The following is a 20209-nucleotide window of genomic DNA, read 5'->3' on the forward strand; positions in this document are numbered from 1 at the left end:
ATTGCAGGAAGCCCGGTTCGCCTTCCAGATATAGAAACAGGGGAATGCAGGGTTACGTTTCTTCCGCCTCGCCGCGATTCACGACCGGTTCAATCTCGATATGATCCGATTTTCGCCGCAACCCTTTGATTTCGATACCCTTCTCGGCAAACGACTCCCGAATATAAGACTCATCTTGCGGCGGGAAAATGTAGGACGGGTGCCGATCCGTATGGAACAGCAACTGCTCGGCCGCTTCCAGCAATTTCTCCATGGAAAAGGGCTTGCGCAAATATTTTTCCATATTTTTCTCGCGGTAGTCGTGCGGCGGTTCAAGTACGCTGGATACGATGACCGGAGTGCTGTGGAATTTCGGATGGCGGTACAATTCCGAGATGAAGTCCCATCCGCTTTTCGAGCCTTCCAGCAAGATGTCCACAATACACAGTTTCGGTCCATGCTCCTTAATTTGATTGAGCGCAAGCAAGCCCTCCTCCGCCGAGCGGACATGAACGACAGGGAGGTTCAGCTTCGCGATCGCCTCCTGGATTAACCGGGCGAGGTTGTCGTCATCCTCCACAATCATGATGCTTCCTTCCGCACTGTTCATTTGATGGCAAGCGAGCAGCACGGTGAATGTCGTCCCTTCGCCCATCCGGGATTCGAACGTGATCGATCCGTGATGCGCCTCGACAATCTCTCTTACAATTGATAAGCCGAGGCCGGTGCCGCCAATCTGCCTGCGGTCGGAATTATCGACCCGATAAAATTTCGAGAACATCTTGTCTTTCGCGTTATCTGGAATGCCTAAACCGAAATCTTGTACGGTAAAACGAACGTTGTCGCCTTCTTGATTCAGCGCAAGCTTTACATGGTCGGCTTGCGGCGAGTATTTGATCGCATTGCTGAGCAAATTGTGGGCGACTTGTTTCAAACGATCAGCATCCGCACGTACCCATATTTCTTCGTCCGGGAGAAGCATCTCGATTCGGTGACTTTGCTTGCCGTGCCACTGATCAGCGACTTCACGGACAAGCCCGCCAAGCTCGACCGGGGCGAAATGATACACCTGTTTCCCGGACTCCATCCGCTGCAAATCGAGAAAATCGTTGATCAGCGTGGACAGCCGCATCGCTTCGTTGTAGATGGTCTGCATGTACCTTGTGCGCTTCTCCGGCGTCAGCTCCCGGTGCAGCAATATTTCGATGAAGCCCAGAACGCTGGCGAGTGGCGTACGCAGCTCGTGGGAGACGATGCTGACGAATTCGTTTTTCATCTCATCGATCTTTTCTTCCTCGGTACGGTCCCGCAGCACGAACAAATATCCCTGAATTTCAAGCTTTTGCTTGTCGCCTACCGGAGTGGCGTATAATTCCAGATGATTCGGATGGCTGCTCTCACCGCTAACGAACTGGAACCGCTCATTTAAGCGATCGGTCTTGCCCTGCAGTAATTTCCGGATCGATTGGTAAACGGGAGACATGGACGGGCTGGTCCCAAAGGCATCCATAAAGATGTCGAGAATATTCTCCCCGATCCGGTCGCCGAGGTTGATCCGATGTCGATTGGCGATGAGCAGCTTTCCTTCCGGATCGGTCATCACCATTCCTTCATTGGTTGACTCCAAAATATTGCCGATCAGATCGCGCTGTTCTTCGATCAGCGTTTTCTCCTGCTGCAGTTGGGCGTTCAAGTGCACCAGGCGTTCCGCCTGACGCTTCCGCTCTTCGTTCGTTTGCTGGGCAAGGAAAGCGAGTCCGAACTGCTTGATCAATCCTCGGGAAAGACGGTTCGTTTGTTCATGCGTGGACGTGAGGTATCCGGTTAACAGCAGAAACCCGGTAGCCTCTCCCTGGTCGTCGAATAAAGGGTAATAACGGTCCACCGCATAGGCGATGCCCTGATGAAACCCGCGTTCCGCTCCCGTTACTTCCCGCATGCATTCGAGCGGCACCTTTTCCGTCAAGACGCGCTGCGCCGGGCCGAACAGCTCGAACTGTCGGGTTTCGGACAAATGTCCGGGATAGCCGATGCTGTACACAATCTCATAAGCGGGCCCGTCCGGTTCCGCGTCTTTGCGCATGACGAGCATGGCCGCGTCCAGCTTGAGCGAATCAAGCAGCGCCGGCACCGAGCTGCTCAAGAATACGCCCAAATCGATGGCGCCCGTAAGTTTCTCCTGATAGCCGTTGATCGTCTCAAGCTCCTGTTCCCGCTGAGACAGCATTTCCAGCGTCCGTTCCTGCTCCTCCTGCTGTGCGATGATTTCCTCGTTTTGCGCTTCCAAACTTTCCGCCATCGTACGATACGTTTCTTCGCTTCGGCGCAGCGCCGCTTCCGCTCGGTTGGCCCGATTGAACAGGACGACGGTGAAAAGCGCCAATACGATTGCCGATAAGCCGCCAAGAGAAATGATGATGCGAGCTGTCCGTTCCGCGTCGCGGGCGGAATTATACGCATCGTTCGCAATTTCTTCGATTTCCGCTTTCACTTTTTTATGAATTTGCCGGAACCGGTCCATTCGATTTTTTCCGGTCGTGATGCGTTTGACCGCTTCGGCCCTTTGACCGGTGCGAATCAATTCCAACTGGCCGGCATAGAACTCTTGCAGCCTTACGACTTCGGGAATGGCTTCTCCTTCCATTACGCTTCGAAGCCGCAAATATTTTTTTTGATAGACGGCGAGCGTCTCGAGATCCTGGTGCAGCTGCGTTTTTCCAAGCTCATACGGTTCCAAAAAACTTTCGTCCCCGGCCACTTCGTATCCGCGAACGGAGGTTTCCATGTTGACTAAGTCGAATAACAGATCCTCCGCAACGGCGGAGAGCGGGATCACCTCGCTGACGACACGGTTCAACTCGCGCTCGGTGTTGCGAGACGCAAAAAAGCTCGATGCGCTCACAAGCGCGAGCAGGGTGATGATCACAACGACGTAAATATAAGATAATTTTGATCGGGAAATGTTCATTTGGGAGGAACCTGCCTGTCCTATAAATAAAAGCTGCGATATGCGTATCAACCGGCAAAATCCGGATAGGGTATAAACCGAATAATTCGACAATGAATGTCGAAATCCTTTCCTTTCATGGCAACCTTATGAAAATAACATTGCAACAACGCACCGGCTGACTTACAATAGCAATAAACAATGATGTGAGAAAACCTTCCATTGCGGAGGGGGCCGTGCAATCGTTCACCAGGAGGGGAATATGATGATTCGAACTGGGGGCGAGCTTGGCCGGTTGATGCGGGAAGTTACCCCATATTTTCAGCCGATTTTGTCGCTGCAGACCCAGCAGATTGTTGCATATGAAGCGCTCGGCCGGCGGATCGTCGGAGGAAGCGTGCAAAGCTTGGGCCCATTTTTCCATGATCCGGCCGTCAGCGACGACGACCATATGACGGTTGACCGCGTACTGCGGGACATGGCAATGGCCCGGCTGATGGAGAAGGGGGAAGGGGCTCAGCTGTTCATCAACCTGAAACCTTCCTGGATTTACCGCAAATACAAGGAAACCGGGGAGCTGCCGACGCTGCGGCTCATTGAGAAGAACGGTCTGAATCCGTCGCGGATTGTCATAGAAATTACGGAAGAGGAGTTCACGGGACGGCTGGATCAGCTCTCCGCTATCATTAATATATACCGGCAGCAAGGATGCCGGATTGCGATTGATGACATCGGCAGCGGTTACAGCAACTATGACCGGATCGCTTCCATTAAACCGCATATTTTGAAAATCGACTTGAAGCTGCTGAAAAAAAGCGCCGTAGATGAAGGGTATAAAGCCGTGCTCAATTCGTTCTCGATTTTGGCTTCCCAAATGGGGGCGTCGCTGCTCGTCGAGGGCGTGGAAACGAAGCATGATTTGTATCAGGCCATGAAAGCGGGCGCGCGTTACGTGCAAGGCTTTTTATTTTCCGAGGCGCGGGCGGAGTTTCAGGAAGCGGGCGCGTTTCAACGGATGCTGGCGGAAGAAATTGCACGGTATACGGAAAAGGAGCTGGCCCGCTATCGCAAACTGTTCGCCATTAAGAACAACTTGAATGAGCTCGTGCCTGGGGATGCGAATATTCAAAATGCCGCCGACGCCGACCTGCTGATCGAGGGGCTGAAGGGCAGCATCGCGGACAATGTGGTTCGCGTATACATTTGCCGGGAAGACGGATGCCAGGTTTCGTCCAACTACATCCGCTCGGGGGACGGCATGTGGGATAAGGATGTAAGCTTTCAGGGAGCCAATTGGATTTGGAGACCTTACTTTATTCCGAATATGCTGCAGATGAAGTCGCAGGGGCAGGGGATTTTGTCCCAAGTGTATACCGACTTGGACAGCGCGCATTCCATGCAGACGTTCGCCTGCCAGGTCGGGGAGCAGCACTACTTGTTTTTGGATTTGACCGTTTGAAAATGAAAACGGCTGTCTTCGCACCGGAAGTGCGAGGCCAGCCGTTTAGACGGTTTATCGTATTTTCCCAGGCATCCGCGGACGGACGGCCATACACACTGCTGACGGATGCAGCTGAGGACGGTGTTATCCCTCGACCCACTCGCTTCGCAAGGCGAACAGGTCCTTCAAGTCTTCCGTCGACAGTTCGGTAATCCACTGTTCGCCGCTGCCGACGATTTGCTGGCTAAGTCCCAGCTTTTTATCGATCATCTCGTCGATCCGTTCCTCGAGCGTACCGAGCGTCACGAACTTGTGGACTTGCACATGGCGCGTCTGGCCGATGCGGAAAGCGCGGTCCGTCGCCTGGTTCTCCACGGCGGGGTTCCACCAGCGGTCAAAATGGAACACGTGATTCGCGGCCGTCAGGTTGAGGCCCGTTCCGCCCGCTTTGAGCGATAACAGGAAGATGCCGGAATTCGCTTCTTCATCCGTGGCATCCTCCTGGAAGACGTCGATCATCCGATCGCGATCCAGCTTGGTGATGCCCCCGTGAAGAAACGGCGTCTTCGTTCCCAGTTCTTCCTCGAAAATGCGTTGAAGCAGCCGCCCGGTTTCCACGAACTGGGTGAAGATCAGGCACTTATCGCCCTCCTGGCGCAGCTCCTGCACCATCTCGAGCAGCCGTTCCACTTTATTGGATCGCTGCTGCCAAGGGGACCTAACGCTATCTTTGCCGAGCAGCGCCGGGTGGTTGCAAATTTGTTTCAGTCTCGTCAGCGCCGTCAAGATGAGGCCGCGGCGTTCCATCGTCGACAGCTTGTCGAGTCGCTCGAACATGTCGCGAATGTAATTTTCATACATCGTGGCTTGCTCGGCCGTCAAAGATACGTATGTTTTGTACTCGTTCTTATCCGGAAGATCGAGCTGGATGGAAGGATCTTTCTTCACCCTCCGCAGCAGAAACGGACGAATCAGCCGCTGCACCTTGGCGATCAGCTCCTGGTCCTGCGTACGCTCGATCACGCTGACATAGCGATGGGAAAAGTCCCGGAGCGATCCGAGGTATCCCGGATTGAGAAAATCAAAGATCGACCACAGCTCGGTCAGCCGGTTTTCGATCGGCGTCCCGGTCAGCGCGATCCGATGCCGTCCGTTCAGCTTGCGGATGGAAGCCGCTTGCTTCGTGTAGGCGTTCTTAATATTTTGCGCCTCGTCGAGACAGATCGACTCCCAATCGACGGAGGCCAGCTCGGTCTCATCCAAATGCGACAGCGTATAGGACGTGAGCACAAGATCGTAGCCGCGGCACGCCGCCGCGAACCGGTCCCCCTTGGCACGCGCCGGGCCGTAGTGCAGGTAGACGCGCAGATCCGGAGCAAAGCGCTGAAGCTCCTTCTGCCAGTTGCCGAGCACGGAGGTCGGGCAGACGAGCAGGGAAGGCGGCGCTTCGTCCGGATCGGCTGCATTGCCATCCGTCTCTTGCAGCTGCTGTTCACGCAGCAGCAGCAAATACGTAATCATCTGAATCGTTTTCCCGAGGCCCATGTCATCCGCCAGACAGCCGCCAAAGCCGCATCTGCGCAAAAACATGAGCCAGGAGATGCCCTCCACCTGATAGGGGCGCAAGGTGCCCCGGAACGTGTCGGGCGGCTCCATCATCGGCGGGCGCTGGGCATGATTCAACTGGTCGACGAGCTGCTGCAGCTGTTCGTTCAGCTCGACTTCCATTTGCAGCGAGCGATGGAAGTCCTTTTCCTCCTCGCCTTCGGAGGAGCCGAGCAGATGCAGCTCCAGCACGTCGCGCATCGACAAGCCCTGCTTCTTCTGCACCTGGCTCATCACCTGCTGCAGCTGCGCAAGGTGAACGGGATCGAGCTGCACCCATTGGCCGCGGATTTGCACGAGCTTGCGGTTTTGCTCCAGCAAGGCGTGGAATTCGTCCTCGGTTAATTCGATGTCGCCGAGGGCGATTTTCCAGTCGAACTGCATGAGCTGGTTCAGGCCGAACATCGACTGCGGTCCGCTGCCCACGGACGATTTGATCTTCGCCTTCAGGCGCGGCCGCCACTTGCGGATGCGCTCCCACCAGGCAGGCAGAAACACGGAGTAGCCCGCCTCCATCAAGCGCAGGCTGCCCTTCGCGAGCAGATCCCACGCCTCGCTCTCGCTCAGCTCGCTGCGCAGCCCGCTCTCGCCCTCGGCCAGCCATGGCAGCATGCGCCGCCACTTCGCGACGTCGCGCGCCGCGCGTCCGAGATGCTCGCACCAGGCGGGCGGCAGCGGCGCGCTGCCGGGCACCGGCCCTTCTTGCTGTGCGTCCGCCTGATCCGCCGACCAGCCGCTCACACTCGATGGCAGCACCTCGTGCAGCACTTCCTTGTCGCCGCGGTCCTGCAGCACGACGCGCAAAGGCCAAGCGCCGCCCGGCTGCTGCGGTTCCTCGAGCTTCAGGCACGTGCGGAACGGCGTGCCGTCCGATTGCCAGCCGATCGAGACGAGCCAGTCTTCTTCGTCCATCCACAGATCGGCGGCCTCCTGCCCCCGCTGCAGCAGCGGGAACGAGCGCTCGAGCTGCTCGAGGCTCTGGCGCATGACGCCGTCCGCGTGGGTCCATGCCGGGATCAGCACGTCGAGCCACTGCTGCGCTACCGGCAAGGCTGCCCAGGCGGACGCATGCTCCGGCAGCTGCAGCTTCCATCCGAGCTCGCCCGCTTTCCACTTGGCGAAGTCCGGCATGAAGCGGCCCTGCGTTAGCGCCTCTTTCACATGCGGCGCAAGCGCGATGAGCTCCTGCAGCTCACGGCTGAAGTCCAGCCGCTGATGCTGTACGGCCGCAGGCGCGCATAAATAATCGAGCGCATCGAGCTCCGGCAGCAGCAGCCCTTCGATGTTCAGCGATTCGACGATATCGATGAACGTGCCGTAAAACGACGGCTCGTGCCAGGCGAATAGCCAATCCCGCAAGTCGGATGCGTCGCAAATGCCGCCGTTTCCGCGGGCGCCCCATAGAAAGAGGCCGCCTTGCGGCGCCCAGCGCACATTCACTTGGATTGTTACCGTGTCGGTCATGGCACCCATTTTCCTCTCTTCAGCTCTTCCTGCAGCGCGCGAAGCCGCGAATGCTTCGTCGCGAGCCGGTAGATGTAATCGTCCCAGGCGTGCTGACGATGAAGTTTTTTGTATAACGATTCAAGCTTCTTGAGCATCCGGCTCGCCGCTGCATAGGCGGTGCGGTTTTTTTCCGCAATCGTACGTTCGACGGCCTGATGATACAGCGGCAGCACCAGGGTAGGGTCATGCTTCTCGACCGTGTGCAGATCGACGGAATATAAATTTTGGGGCGATATATGGCTGGCGAGCTGCAGGTCGATCCAGGCTTTGTAACGATTCGTTTTCATCAAATAGGATGTATAAAACGAATACGTCCGCGGCAGCAGCGCGACCATGACGTCAACCCACTCGCGGTCATCGTTTTGCCGCTGCACCGCTTCCATCCAATAGTGGCAAAACTGCCGCAGCTCCTCTTGCTGGGCTCGCTGCACCACGGGAAGCAGCCAGCGAAGCCAGGCCAGCATGCGTCCCCATGATCCGTTTTCGTAGCAGTGGTGCAGGTACAGGAAGAAATCTTTGGCTTCCCGTTTCGTCAGCCGCTCCATTTGCGCGCGGGCGCCTTCGTCGTCGCCCTCAATCACGGCAAAGTGCGCCGCCGCCATTACCAGCGCATCTCTGCGCCGAGGCATCATATCCGGCGTCTCCAGCAGCTTGGCGACACGTTCGCGTTCAGCCGCCAGCCATTTCGGCTGATCCTGCATCCGCCACCAGACGCTGCGGTATACGGTAGGCCAGGACAGCGGGGATTCTTTCCCGGACAGTGCCATGCTCTCGATCATCGCGAGCGTTTCTTTCCAGTATTCGGCATAATCTTTGACCAATCTGCGGATGTCCAGCTCGGGAACAAGCCGCATCAGCTCCTCTTGACACAGCCGTCCGACCGTTTTGCAGCCCGTTTCAATGTAATATGATAAATACGACGATCGCATCTCTTGATAAAACTGTTCGATTTTCCGCATGATGAACAGCAGCATTTGCAGTGCGTACAACGTGCGCAGCGGCGCTTCCCAATCGTTTCCGTACGGCGCCAGCTTTTCCTTGACCGCCGAATGGAACAGCTCGATGGAATGCTGCTGCGAAAGAGAGAATCCGTAAAACTGCTGTTCGAAAAACTTTTGCCACTGTCCCGGCATCTGCTTCGCAGTCGGCGGGTCCAGACGATCCTGCCGTTTCTCGGCCGCTTTCGTACCGGATTGTCGCTTTTGCTGCCTGCTCTTGACCCGGATGGCTTGCTTCAGCTGTTGCAGCAGCAGCTCGGGCCGCGCAAAGGATGCATACAGCGAGAACACGAGCGCCGCCATATGCTCGCAGGCCGGTCCGTCCGAGCAGCTGCATTCGCTCTTGGCATACTGGTCCAGATCGAGAATGACCTCGCAAACTTTCGCTCCGCGAACGAGCGCATGCACCTCTACGCCATGTTTCAGCTCGACATCGGCAACGAGACCTTTGTGCACGTATTCCCAGCCTCGCTCCAACTGCGCCAATTCGAAGTCATTGCGCAGATGACCGATCAGATCTTTCATTCGGTTTTTCGGAATCTGCAGCTTCAGCATCGATTTGTTTTGTCCTCCGCACTTTTTGTCTATCCTTATAGTGTACCAGATTTTACATGCAAATGCGCGAATTTATCCGGGCTTACAAGATGTTTTTTGTTTCCATATCCGCAGTTGCGGGTGGGGGGGAATCCGAGTACAATGAGTCAAAAGGCTTTTTCAAAGAAATGGCAAGCAGCGATGAAAAGGCTTGAAACGAGCGACGGAACCGGCTAACGGCACGCGGACACAGTATAACGGTGGAAGGAAGGATTGGCATGGGAATTAAATTCGGCAGAGAGTATAGCGACATCATCGACGATTTTACGGAAGCGCTTCAAAGCGTGGAGGGTTGCCACGAGTTTCTCGAAATGACCGAGGAGGAATGGGGCGGACTTGAAGCGGAGGAACAAAGGGAATGCATCAAGACGCTTGCGGACGACTTGTTTTACGGACTCGGCACGGAATCGCATATGAGTATCGGCGGCTGTACGGTCACGCACGACGCGAAGCGGCATTTAATCCGCATCGATCATAGCGGTGCGCTGACGCGCGTCATTCATCTAGTGTGAGGCAGGGGAGACGATGGGGAACGATTGCGGCAAAATCCCGCTGCTGACCGAAGCTGAAGCCGATGTCCGCCTGGCCGGCAAGCCAGGTTGGACGCTGGAAGAAGAGAAGTGGATCGTAAAAAAATACCGCTTCCCCTCGTTTGCGGGCAGCATCGATTTTGTAAACAAAGTGGCCGTTATCGCAGAGGAGCTGAACCACCATCCGATGATCGCCATCGATTACCGGATGGTTACGCTGCGGCTTACTTCATGGAGCGCAGGAGGGCTAACCGGGCTCGATTTTACCTGCGCAGACCGGTTCGACGATGCATTTGCGGCCAAGGGAGCGGGAGGCTAGGGAATAACGAACTTCGCGCTACTGATTTTACGTGCTTCGTAGCACGTGGGCAGCCTCTTGTGGCTGCTTCGGGATCTAGCCGGGTACCGTTTCCTGCTTCTCCCTGTGCATATCAGTCCTTTTTTTGTAAAAACGGAGAGTCGGCTCCATCCACATGCTTCATAAGCGCGGCAAGGATCCGGCGTCTGACTTCCAGGGGAAGCGGCTGCCGTCTCGCGGTCTCCAGGCGGTCTTTTTGCACGAGGAACCCAGGTGCTCCAGAATTTTGCTATGAGATCCGTTTGACGCTTTTTCTGAAAAGTACAGTACGAACCAATCTTCAAAACGCATTGAGCGGAGCATTCATTTGCTCCCGCCGCATGTTCCGATCGAGATCCTCTTGCCGCCAATTCAGGCGGTAGATTCCCTCCGCGTATTTAATTGCGAACAAGCCCAATATGTCTATATTCGGCGCGCCGAAACCTCAGTCGATGAAGGTGTTCGTTCAACATCCCGACCGCGTCTCATTGTGCCTGTTCCCGTGCCTCCGGCTTCGTCTCGTTCCACACCATACAATGAAACGTATCCATCCCAGTCAGCGTCATTCGCTCGTACGTGTCCGTAATGGCAAAGCCCGCTTTTTCATAAACGCGGATGGCCCGCTTGTTCCAGATCAGCACTTCCAGATCGATCTCGTGCTCGGGCTGAAGCCTGCGGGCTTCTTCGGCAATGGCGCGGACGAACCGCTCGCCTTGGCCTGCTCCGCACAGATCAGGCCGCATGCCGAGCCCAAGCCGCGTTAAGCCGGCCATGGGGAACAGCTGTGCGAAGCCGCATAGACTACCCGCTTCATCGACCACGGCACGGTACTGCGTCTGGCGGATGAACGGGTCGGCAAACTCTTCGCCTCTCGACAGCATGTGCTTCCAGTCGTTCCAGTTGTACAGGTCGTAGGGAGCCGGATAGCGCCAGCTGCATATTACCGGCCCGTGCTCCTCGGTCATGGGAATGAGTTGGTAACGTATTGGATAACCTGTCATGCTTCGGTCGGCCTCCCAAATGTAAGGTGATTTGCTGCAAAATGGGTTAAATGTGTGTGCAATCGCTTCCGCTTCCGGGTGGATCGTTGTATACTTAACTATACCGTATTTCATCTCAACTAAGGAAGTGAGTGGCTTGAAGCACATCGTAAGTCAGGAATGGCTGTTCGAACATGGTACAGATGAACATATCGTTATCGTAGATTGTCGCTTTCAGCTTGGAAATCCATCGGCAGGGCAGGAGAGCTATGCCGTAGATCATATCCCCGGAGCCTTTTATTTCGATCTGGAGCAGGACTTGTCCGCAGCGAAGCAGCCGCACGGAGGCCGGCACCCGCTTCCGGATATTCAGCAGCTGGCAGTCAAACTCGGAAAGGTGGGAATTCATGACGAATCGCTTGTCGTCGCCTATGACGATCAAGGAGGGTTGTATGCATCGCGGTTTTGGTGGATGCTGAAGTTTCTCGGTCACGACAAGGTATTCGTCTTGAACGGAAGCTACACCCAGTGGAAAGATTCGGGTTATCCGGTAACGGATGAGCCGCCGGTGGAGCATCCGTCCGTCTTTACGCCGCGCGTGCGCAGCGAAATGCTCGTCAACGTCGAGCAGGTGCGGGAGCGTATCGGCCGGCAGGGAACCGTGTTGATCGACTCGCGGGAAGAGCGGCGCTACCTCGGTATCGAGGAACCGATCGATAAGATTGCAGGGCATATTCCCGGGGCGAAGCAGCGGTTCTGGAAGGACAGCTTGACTGCGGAAGGTGCGTGGAAAGGCGCGGAGGAGCAGAAGCAACGGTTTGCGGGGCTGAAGGACGCAAGCGAAGTAATCGTGTACTGCGGGTCCGGCGTAAGCGCCTGCCCGAATGTGATTGCTTTGAGCGAAGCTGGGTTTTCCAATGTGAAGCTGTATTCCGGCAGCTGGAGCGATTGGGTATCGTACAGCGAGAATCCGATCGCGACGGGGGAAGAGTAAGAGTGGAGAGTCGTGTCGCAAGAAGACAAAAGGGTCGTGACAGGTTGCCGGGAGGCAGCCTGATCGCGGCTTTTTTGTTTTTTCAGTGACAAACCGGAAGGTTAAAAGCGAACGCCAGGCTGTAAGGCAGGCCACTAACTATTTTTTTCATCCTTGACATTGACACTAGTGTAAACCTTTAACATAAGCTTTAAGCCGAATGAAAGGAGGTACTTAATTTATGAGTGCAAATGATCACAAGAAGAACGAACACAACATGGATGGGATGCCGAAAGACGGTAACCGTGCACCGGTGACAATCATCGGGTTAGGCATGATGGGGTCGGCATTGGCACGAGCTTTCCTGAAGGAGGGGCATCCGACGACCGTCTGGAACCGTGCCGCCGGCAAAGCCGGCACACTTGCTGCAATGGGAGCGGCAGTAGCGGGAACGGCTGCCGAGGCGGTGGCGGCTAGTCCGTTGGTGGTGATCTGTGTTTTGGATTACGAGGTCATGAACGAGATCCTTGCGTCTGCGGGCGGCATATTGTCCGGTCGGGTGCTGGTGAACCTCACTAACGGAACGCCGGCCCAAGCTCGTAATGCAGCTGCATGGGCAGCCCGGCAAGGCGCGGAATATCTTGATGGGGGAATCATGGCCGTGCCTCAAATGATCGGAGCTCCCGGGGCACTTGTGCTTTACAGCGGTTCGCCCAGCTCATTTACAATGTACCAACAGTCGTTGGAAAGTCTGGGGGCAAGCCATTATGTCGGTGAAGACCCGGGTCTGGCTTCCCTTTACGATTTGGCGCTGCTTAGCGCGATGTTTGGGATGTTCGGCGGTTTTTTTCAAGCTGTAGCCATGGTACGTGCGGAAATGATCCCGGCGTCGGTGTTCACCCCGCTCGTCATCCCTTGGCTTAGCGCAATGATGAATGCTTTTCCCCGAATGGCGCAGGCGGTTGATACGGGTGAACACGGAACCGACGTATCCAGTCTTAACATTAACAAATCGAGTTTCGTAAATCTGATTGAGGCAAGCCGGGATTTAGGGTTAAGTGCCGACCTCATGACACCTCTCCAGGCTCTTGTCAATCGCGGGGTTGCGGAAGGCTACGGTGCCGACGGCCTCTCCAGGCTGGTGGAACTGATCCGGAGGCCGATATCGACGTGAATGGTGTTCGCCTTGGACGTACGAACTTCGTTGTTCACCATCAAGCGCAGCAAACTTCTTCTTTCAGATTAAACCTAGTTGGACTCAAAAGCGGGGGCGAGCGCGGCAATTCGTTCGCAGCGCTGTTTGATGACGATGGGCTTGTCCTAACTTTAATGAAAGGTGCGCATGTTAGTTATCCCGAGACCTTTCATATCGGCTTTGTCCAGGAGAGCGAGGAAAAAGTGAATGAGATCCATCAGCGATTAAAAGAGGATGGCTTCGATGTCGCGCCGCCGAAAAGAGCGCATGGCTTCACATTTTATGTGGAAGCTCCTGGCGGCTTCACTGTAGAGGTGCTTGCTTAAATATACAACGGACTAAATGTCGACTACAGGCAAATACGCCTTGGAAACCAACATCGGATAATCCGGATCTGGTTCCAAAGGCGTATTTCTTTGAATGCCCGAGTGCAGCAGTTTCCATACCGCATCGAAGTCATCGTCGATTGTCTGCGATCCCCACTCCCCGGCATGCCCCGGATGATGGAACTTTGCCGTTGCTATAAGAACCGCGTCCGGCTCTGCTTTTTTTCCACAGTCCGTCTTTTTTATCGTTATTGATCCTCAATGATCGCCTTGCGGTTTCAATGAAACGGATTTTCCAGCGCGTTTTGAGGCTGTGGCTCCGAACTGGACGGCCATCATGACGACGTTAATGATAACCAAACTCAAGACGGCGTAAGCAAAGCTGTTCGTTGCATCGTGAATCCAGCCTAAAATAAGAGGGCCGGACGCTCCGATGATATAACCTACCGATTGTGTCATCGCCGACCAGGCGGCTGCCTCATGAGGGTGTTCCGTTGCATCCAGCGGCAGCAACAGATTCAAAGGGAACAGCCCCCCTGCGCCCAGTCCGATGAAAAGGGCAGCGATCCAGGGTGCAGCGGAGAAAGCAAGGAGAAGCAAACCGATAAGTTCGAGCGAACCTTCGACGATTAACCATAAACGGCGAGAAGGGACTTTTTTCAGCAACATGGGAAGTACAAGGCTCACCGGGATCTGGACGACAACGAAGACGGTGAGAGCCGTGGCGGCGTAAGCCTTGCTATAGCCCATTCCCTGCACGATCTGCGGTAACCAGGCGGTAAAGGAATAAAACAGCATCGCCATGCATCCGAAGGAAAGCGTCAGCATCCACGATTTTCCATTTGCCCAGGGCAGCTTAAACGTAGTTCCGTCCGCAGGTTGAGACTCCCCGCCTTTTGCATGACGCATGACAAAGATCCACCAGATCGGCACAGCCGCGAAAGCGATGACGGCCCATATCCCTAGAGCGCTCCGCCAGGAGTGGAACCCGCTCTGTAATGGAGCGGTCAATCCCGAGCCGAGGGCTGCACCTAGGGTAAGCGCTACGGTGTATACCGCAATCATGGTGGGGACGCGATTGGGAAAGTGACGCTTGATGAAGCCGGAAAGAAGGGGCCCGGCGGCTGCGATGCCAATGCCTGCAATAAAGGCCGTGAACAGCAGTATAATGGTATTCTGGGCAGCAAACCGCAGGATGGTCCCCAGGCCGATCATGATCAGCGACCAGCCAAGCACCCGCTCGATGCCCCATTTGCGGCTTAATGCAGCGGCGGCGGGGGAGAACAGGCCCATACACAGAACAGGGATGGAAGTTAATAAGCTTGCCGTGGAAGCACTCATACCTAATTCATTGCGAATGCTTTCAAGCAACGGTGCGATGGAATTGATAGCAGGACGTAAGTTAAGCGAGGCAACAAACAAAGCTGCTGCCATGAGAACGTATTTTCTCATAGGTGCGACATTCCTCTCACATTGTATCAGTGTTGTTTTTATGAATTTGGTGCGTAAGAAGAACGTTCCGGAATTGCTCGCCCCACTGCAAAAGCTGCTTCGTCCATGGCAAGGAGGCATCCGGTGACGTCATTTCGGAACAAATCTTATCCGCAAGCAATTGAAGCATTTGTTCTTTGCCTTTCACGTGATAATACAGGGAGGCAGGCTGTACCGTCAAATCCTCAGCCACTTTTCTCATACTCAGTTCCATCAACCCGTGCTCATTCAATAAGCGGATTGCCGATTCGGTGATCCGAGCGCGATATAAAGGGATATGGATATCTTGATCTTGTTCAAATCCGATCAGCTCGTATTGCGGGCGCGTCCGTTTTCTGGCCATGCCGAAAGCTTACTCCTTTTCATTGGCAATGATACCACATTAGAATAATCTAACATCATTAGATTAATTAAAAAAGTAGTGGAGTGTGATGGATCATGCGGTTTAACCATTTGAATTTATGCGTACATGACTTATATAGAGGCGCGGGATTTTTTTCAAGCGGCCAACATTGCAGTGGACCATAGACCGAGGAAAATCCGGGACGGATATGCGCTGTATTTTACCGCGCTTGGCGGGATTTTGTTTGAAGTGACTTGCTTCGCTTGATAAACGGCTTCGACCCAAGGCTGAACAGGACGGTTATTGAGCTAAGGTGAGGCGGACTTACACGGGTTCTGGTGTCGAGTGAAACTGGGAGCGGTATCGGATAAGTAGCAGCTCTCGGCACCTGCATCCGGATTCATGATCGGGAACTTGTTCGGCATGTTCCGCAAGGTAAACGACCCTTACACAGTTGGTACAAGGGATGCTGTCCCGCCTGCCAATCGGTGGGAAGGCGGGACAACGATGGAGATCAGTGCACGGGCAGCGTTATTCACGGATCGGCATCCTGTTCATCTTTGCTTGCCGACCGAACGGCAATGTTCGGTCTCAGCGGAAGCGGTCCGCGACCCTCTGCGGTTGTTTTTGCTCCGAACAACGGGGAGCAAAGAGAGCAAGCCGAGAGCCGCGAGAGCAGCGCCGACCCATAGCGGAGAAGCGAGTCCGTAACCGGCGTCGATCGTCATTCCGCCGATGGACGAGCCGACGACGACGCCGAGGCTGATCACCGAGCCGTGCGCGGTCGTAACGAGTGTTCCGGTGTTAGCGACGCGGGTGATGCGGGTGGCCATCGCCGGGTTCATGGGCACTCCCGCCAGTCCGACTGCGATGACGGCTGCGACTGCGATGACCGAATGGTGTGCCGAAAGAGCGAAGACGACCAGCGTGATAGTCAGGACGGCGAGTCCTGTGGTAAGAATCCGCATCGTATACCGGTCGGCCAGCCGGCCGGTAACGAGATTACCGATCACGGTGGCTGCACCGTACATTCCCAACAGAAGCGGGACGGTGGCCGGCCCGAAGCCGGTCAAATCGGTCAGGATCGGCGAAAAATAGCTGAATGCAGCAAACGCCGCGCCGATGATGAGCATACTGGTGGTATAAGCTATCCACAAATAACGATTCCCGAAGGCGGCCAGCTCGCTTCGCAAGCTGGCCGATTCCGGCTTGGATGTTGACGGGATGGCCCATATGCCAAGAAGCCCCGACAGAAATACGAGCACGACCACGGCCCAGAAGCTGGAGCGCCACCCGAAGTATTGATCGAACAGCATGGCCGCCGGCAGCCCGATCGCCGTGGCGACCATGAGCCCTCCAAGGACAATGGAAGCGGCTCGGCCGCGCGAATCGGGACGGACAAGGTCGAAGCAGATTGCCAGGGAAACGCCGAAGCAGGCGGCGGAGGAAATGCCGGTAATGATCCTCGCAACCATCATGACCACATAGCCGGAAGCGAGAGCGCCAACGGTTTGCCCGATCAGGAACAGTAGCGCAAGCAGCAGAAATGCTTGTTTGCGCGGCACTTTCAGTAGACCGACCGTCAGCAGCGGTCCGCCGACGATCATTCCCGCAGCGTAAGCGGAAATGAGGTATCCGATGGCGGCAACCGATACCTCGAATTGCGCCGATAGCGAAGACATCATCCCGGCTACCATGAACTCGGAAGTGGTCATGGAAAAGATCATGAGACCCAGCACATAAATCGCGAAAGGCATGAACAACAACTCCTGTCCTTTTTAAGTTTGAAAATGAGTCTTAATATTGTATTGGTCAGTACAAAATTAGGCGCGCAAGCATACTAGCGAGTAGATTACTCGCCTTGAGCACATGCGAATACAATAAGTCGCACTAATTTTTGAACGGATAGTACAAAAATAACGAAAAAATATAACGCTGCATGCAACGTTATTGGAAGGAGGCGATCGTTCCTTCGACGATTTGCGCGGCCATCTCGCGGTTTTGCACGGCGGCGTTCAGTACGCGGAGCCCGTAATAGCTGCTTAATATCATGTTGGCCGTCTCTGCCGCGTCTTTCTCCCGCGAAATTTCCCCTGCACTTATGCCGGCTTCGGCCGCCCGGATAAGCGCTTGCTTCAGCAGATCGACATGCCGGTCGAATATTCGTTTGACCGCCGGGTCTCTTTGCGCGCGTTCCATGGCTGCATTGATCAATAGACAGCCTCTGCGTCCCTCGTTCGTGAAATCTTCATGTATCGCCCATTCCAGCAAGGCGCGCAGGCGGTCTTTGAACCGGCCGTGCTGCTGCAAAATGTCAATTTGAGCCTCAATGCCGATTTCATGGTAGCGCAGAAGAGCATGCTCATACAGCTCATGCTTGCTGCCAAACGCATTGTACAAGCTCCCTCGGCCGAGACCGGTCTGCTTGCACAAATCGTCCGTCGAACAGGCTTCATATCCGTGCGTCCAAAATGCTTCCATAGCGGCATCGATAACGGCGGTATCTTTAAATTCGCGAGGTCTTCCGCTTTTGCTCATGACCATTCCACTCCTTCCTGGAACTAGGATACCTATTTTGTACTGATCTGTCAAATATACAGGTTGTCTGCACAAAGGGAACCATCACGGCACTTTACGAAAGCCCGGCATCCTTCACGTATTCCAGCGGCGACCGGCCGACCATCGCCTTAAAATCTTTAATGAAGTGAGACTGGTCATAGTACCCCAAATGCTGTGACAAGGCGGACCAATCGGGCACATCGCCTTTTTCCATGCGCTCGGCCGCTTCTTGAAGGCGATACCGCTTAATGACCCATTTCGGGCTGACGCCGACGTACCGGCTGAACAGCCGCTGCAGCGTTCGTTTGTTAATGCCGAGGAGCGATACGACGTCTTCCACCTTCGTGATTTCCCGGTTATCGATCACCGTTTGTACAATCCGGTTCAGCAGCGCGACGTTATCATCCGGCTCCGGGAGCCGTTCGAGCAGAAACCGCTCGACCAGCTGGGCGCCTTTCTCTGCATCGTCGAGCGCAAACATTTGTTTCTGCAGCGCCGTTCCGTCTTCGCCGAATACGTCTCCGACGCTGAGGATTTGACCGGTGATATTGGAGATCGGATGCTTCCAGAAAGGGTAGAAGCCGCCGGGTTGGAATTTGACGCCTATGACGACGCCGTTTTCATGCAAATCACGGGTGTACGGCTTGGACGGCACGCCGTATACGCCGGCAAACGTGCCGTTATGTTCTTTCTCGAACACCATATGGACGTTAGGATACGACAGCACGACCTGACGATAAGGGGCTTGTCCCCTCAAGTCCCATCGGACGACCCAATAATATTCGACCAAATGAGCGAGCGGCTGGACGGGTTCATAACGCGCGAGCGAGAAATTTTGCTTGCCCGCTTCCGCTTTCAGGATGCCTCTGTCGGATTGTTTCTCGCTTGGTTTCATGAGCTGGCCTCCCAGAATATCGTTGTCGCGTTTTTACAATACCGCTGAAACGTATTATTTTATAATGGGACTAGCAGTTGGGAATGAATGAAGCTATTGATGAAAACTTATCGAACGGAGGATCATTATGGATCTCAAATACGTTACGTATATCGCAGCAAAGCCGGAGGATGTATGGAATGCGCTGGTAACGCCGGAAGGAACGCGGGCGATCTTTTTCGGCTCTACGCTCCAATCGACATTCGAAATCGGCGCTCCTTACAGGTACGTCGGGCCCGGCAACGACGGAGAGGAGACGGTTCACGTCTACGGCACCGTACTGGCATTCGAGCCGAACCGGTTGATGAGCTATACGGAACATCCCGGACCGTCTTACCGTGAGAATCACGCCGAGCTGGAAACGAGAGTTACGCTTACCTTGGAGACCGTAGGCAACAGCACCAAGCTTACGCTCGTTAACGACCAGTGGCCGGAAGGCCATCCTTCCTATGAAAATACGAAAGAGAGCTGGCCGATGATTTTAAGCAATATCAAGTCTTATGTGGAAACCGGCAAAACAATGGATTTTGGCTGGTAACAGGTTAATAATAACGTATCATCGATCGGATCGGTAGGATGAATTCCGCTAGCACAGGGTGCTTACCGAGTTACGATGAGACGCGTGGGTCGGGGACATTTCTCAGTCGGGAATGCCCGGCTTTTTGCTTTGCCCTGCGCAATCTTCGGCATTGTCCTCGCCTGCCGTTTCGGTTAGTTCCTTGAGCTGCAGCAAGATAGGGCAGTGGTCGCTGCCTGTAATCTCCGAGTCGATTTGAGCGTCGATCAAAAACGGATTCAGTCTCGAAGATACGAGAAAATAATCGATGCGCCAGCCGATATTCCGCTCTCTTACTTTCGGCATGTAAGACCACCATGTATAGGCATCCGTTTGTTCGGGATAAAAATAGCGGAACGTATCGGTAAACCCGGCCTTCAGCAGCAGGGTCATCTTCTCCCGTTCTTCCTCGGTGAAGCCGGAGTTGTTGCGGTTCGATTTCGGATTTTTCAAGTCGATCTCCTGATGAGCCACGTTCAAGTCGCCGCAGACGACGACCGGTTTATGGCCGTCCAGTTCCTGGAGATAACGGCGAAACCGCTCTTCCCATTCCAGCCGGAACGGCAGTCTTGATAGATCGCGCCGCGCATTCGGCGTATATACGTTAACCAGATAAAAGCCGTCGAACTGCAGCGTAATGACCCGCCCTTCGGGCTCTTCATCCTCTTCCAGGCCGTATCGTACCGAGAGCGGCTTGATTTTTGTAAAAACCGCCGTTCCGGAATACCCTTTCTTCTCCGCGTAGTTCCAGTACTGGCTGTACGCCTCGTCCTGCTCCCAAGTCAACTGCCCTTCCTGCAGCTTGGTCTCCTGAACGCAAAAAATATCCGCATCCGCTTCTTTGAAATAATCCGTAAATCCTTTGTTGATGCACGCCCTCAGGCCGTTAACATTCCACGATATGAGCTTCATTGT

Annotated in this window: 18 protein-coding genes; 7 read left to right on the plus strand and 11 right to left on the minus strand. The window is 54.8% G+C overall.

The window, feature by feature from the left end:
- Positions 1 to 52: 52 nt before the first annotated feature.
- Positions 53 to 2947 carry an ATP-binding protein gene (locus tag ACFQI7_RS30950; RefSeq protein WP_218101610.1) on the minus strand — a complete coding sequence of 965 codons (2895 nt, stop codon included), beginning with the start codon at positions 2945 to 2947 and terminating at the stop codon, positions 53 to 55.
- 241 nt (positions 2948 to 3188) lie between these two features.
- On the opposite strand from ACFQI7_RS30950, the gene ACFQI7_RS30955 reads away from it, so the two are divergent.
- Positions 3189 to 4385, plus strand: coding sequence for an EAL domain-containing protein (locus ACFQI7_RS30955; RefSeq protein ID WP_218101609.1), 1197 nt, complete (start codon positions 3189 to 3191; stop codon positions 4383 to 4385).
- A 126-nt stretch (positions 4386 to 4511) separates the two neighbouring features.
- On the opposite strand, the gene ACFQI7_RS30960 is transcribed toward ACFQI7_RS30955, so the two are convergent.
- Together ACFQI7_RS30960 and ACFQI7_RS30965 are read right to left on the minus strand one after the other, a co-directional pair.
- Positions 4512 to 7445, minus strand: coding sequence for a DEAD/DEAH box helicase (locus tag ACFQI7_RS30960; protein WP_218101608.1), 2934 nt, complete (start codon positions 7443 to 7445; stop codon positions 4512 to 4514).
- A complete protein-coding gene (locus tag ACFQI7_RS30965) occupies positions 7433 to 9031 on the minus strand; it encodes a hypothetical protein (protein ID WP_218101607.1) in 1599 nt (532 codons plus the stop codon). Before ACFQI7_RS30965 ends, ACFQI7_RS30960 begins: the two co-directional genes overlap by 13 nt.
- Before the next feature lie 257 nt (positions 9032 to 9288).
- Between ACFQI7_RS30965 and ACFQI7_RS30970 the strand changes: the two genes are divergently transcribed.
- Positions 9289 to 9582: a hypothetical protein gene (locus ACFQI7_RS30970; RefSeq protein ID WP_218101606.1), complete on the plus strand. Its 294-nt coding sequence runs from the start codon at positions 9289 to 9291 to the stop codon at positions 9580 to 9582.
- Between the two features lie 13 nt (positions 9583 to 9595).
- Positions 9596 to 9919 (plus strand): 4a-hydroxytetrahydrobiopterin dehydratase, encoded by a 324-nt coding sequence (locus ACFQI7_RS30975; RefSeq protein ID WP_218101605.1) that lies wholly within the window; start codon positions 9596 to 9598, stop codon positions 9917 to 9919.
- Between the two features lie 503 nt (positions 9920 to 10422).
- Here ACFQI7_RS30975 and ACFQI7_RS30980 read toward each other — a convergent pair.
- Positions 10423 to 10938, minus strand: coding sequence for a GNAT family N-acetyltransferase (locus tag ACFQI7_RS30980; RefSeq protein WP_218101604.1), 516 nt, complete (start codon positions 10936 to 10938; stop codon positions 10423 to 10425).
- A 136-nt stretch (positions 10939 to 11074) separates the two neighbouring features.
- On the opposite strand from ACFQI7_RS30980, the gene ACFQI7_RS30985 reads away from it, so the two are divergent.
- From ACFQI7_RS30985 to ACFQI7_RS30995, 3 genes are all read left to right on the plus strand, one after another.
- Positions 11075 to 11911, plus strand: coding sequence for a sulfurtransferase (locus tag ACFQI7_RS30985; protein ID WP_218101603.1), 837 nt, complete (start codon positions 11075 to 11077; stop codon positions 11909 to 11911).
- Between the two features lie 220 nt (positions 11912 to 12131).
- A complete protein-coding gene (locus tag ACFQI7_RS30990) occupies positions 12132 to 13064 on the plus strand; it encodes an NAD(P)-dependent oxidoreductase (protein ID WP_218101602.1) in 933 nt (310 codons plus the stop codon).
- Entirely contained in the window at positions 13061 to 13411 is a 351-nt protein-coding gene (locus ACFQI7_RS30995) for a VOC family protein (protein ID WP_230415422.1), read from the plus strand. The genes ACFQI7_RS30990 and ACFQI7_RS30995 overlap by 4 nt, the downstream gene beginning before the upstream one ends.
- Positions 13412 to 13423: 12 nt before the next feature.
- Here ACFQI7_RS30995 and ACFQI7_RS31000 read toward each other — a convergent pair whose 3' ends face one another.
- The 6 genes from ACFQI7_RS31000 to ACFQI7_RS31025 all read right to left on the minus strand — a co-directional run bounded on the left by ACFQI7_RS31000 (position 13424) and on the right by ACFQI7_RS31025 (position 18699).
- On the minus strand, positions 13424 to 13663 hold the full coding sequence (locus ACFQI7_RS31000; RefSeq protein WP_218101680.1) for a hypothetical protein: 240 nt from the start codon (positions 13661 to 13663) through the stop codon (positions 13424 to 13426).
- A 6-nt stretch (positions 13664 to 13669) separates the two neighbouring features.
- Positions 13670 to 14863: an MFS transporter gene (locus ACFQI7_RS31005; RefSeq protein WP_218101601.1), complete on the minus strand. Its 1194-nt coding sequence runs from the start codon at positions 14861 to 14863 to the stop codon at positions 13670 to 13672.
- A gap of 16 nt (positions 14864 to 14879) precedes the next feature.
- Positions 14880 to 15245, minus strand: a complete 366-nt coding sequence (locus ACFQI7_RS31010) for a TetR/AcrR family transcriptional regulator (protein ID WP_218101600.1) — start codon at positions 15243 to 15245, stop codon at positions 14880 to 14882.
- Positions 15246 to 15799: 554 nt separating this feature from the next.
- On the minus strand, positions 15800 to 17002 hold the full coding sequence (locus ACFQI7_RS31015; RefSeq protein WP_218101599.1) for an MFS transporter: 1203 nt from the start codon (positions 17000 to 17002) through the stop codon (positions 15800 to 15802).
- Positions 17003 to 17192: 190 nt separating this feature from the next.
- Entirely contained in the window at positions 17193 to 17783 is a 591-nt protein-coding gene (locus ACFQI7_RS31020) for a TetR/AcrR family transcriptional regulator (protein ID WP_218101598.1), read from the minus strand.
- Positions 17784 to 17877: 94 nt separating this feature from the next.
- Complete coding sequence (locus ACFQI7_RS31025; RefSeq protein ID WP_218101597.1) at positions 17878 to 18699, minus strand: helix-turn-helix domain-containing protein; 822 nt, start codon at positions 18697 to 18699, stop codon at positions 17878 to 17880.
- Positions 18700 to 18826: 127 nt separating this feature from the next.
- Between ACFQI7_RS31025 and ACFQI7_RS31030 the strand changes: the two genes are divergently transcribed.
- On the plus strand, positions 18827 to 19276 hold the full coding sequence (locus ACFQI7_RS31030) for an SRPBCC family protein (RefSeq protein ID WP_218101596.1): 450 nt from the start codon (positions 18827 to 18829) through the stop codon (positions 19274 to 19276).
- Between the two features lie 102 nt (positions 19277 to 19378).
- Here the strand turns inward: ACFQI7_RS31030 and ACFQI7_RS31035 are convergent, their stop codons facing one another.
- Positions 19379 to 20206 (minus strand): exodeoxyribonuclease III, encoded by an 828-nt coding sequence (locus tag ACFQI7_RS31035; protein WP_218101595.1) that lies wholly within the window; start codon positions 20204 to 20206, stop codon positions 19379 to 19381.
- Between the last annotated feature and the right edge of the window lie 3 nt (positions 20207 to 20209).

The organism is Paenibacillus allorhizosphaerae, from assembly GCF_042659105.1.
Taxonomy (GTDB): Bacteria; Bacillota; Bacilli; order Paenibacillales; family NBRC-103111; genus Paenibacillus_G; species Paenibacillus_G allorhizosphaerae.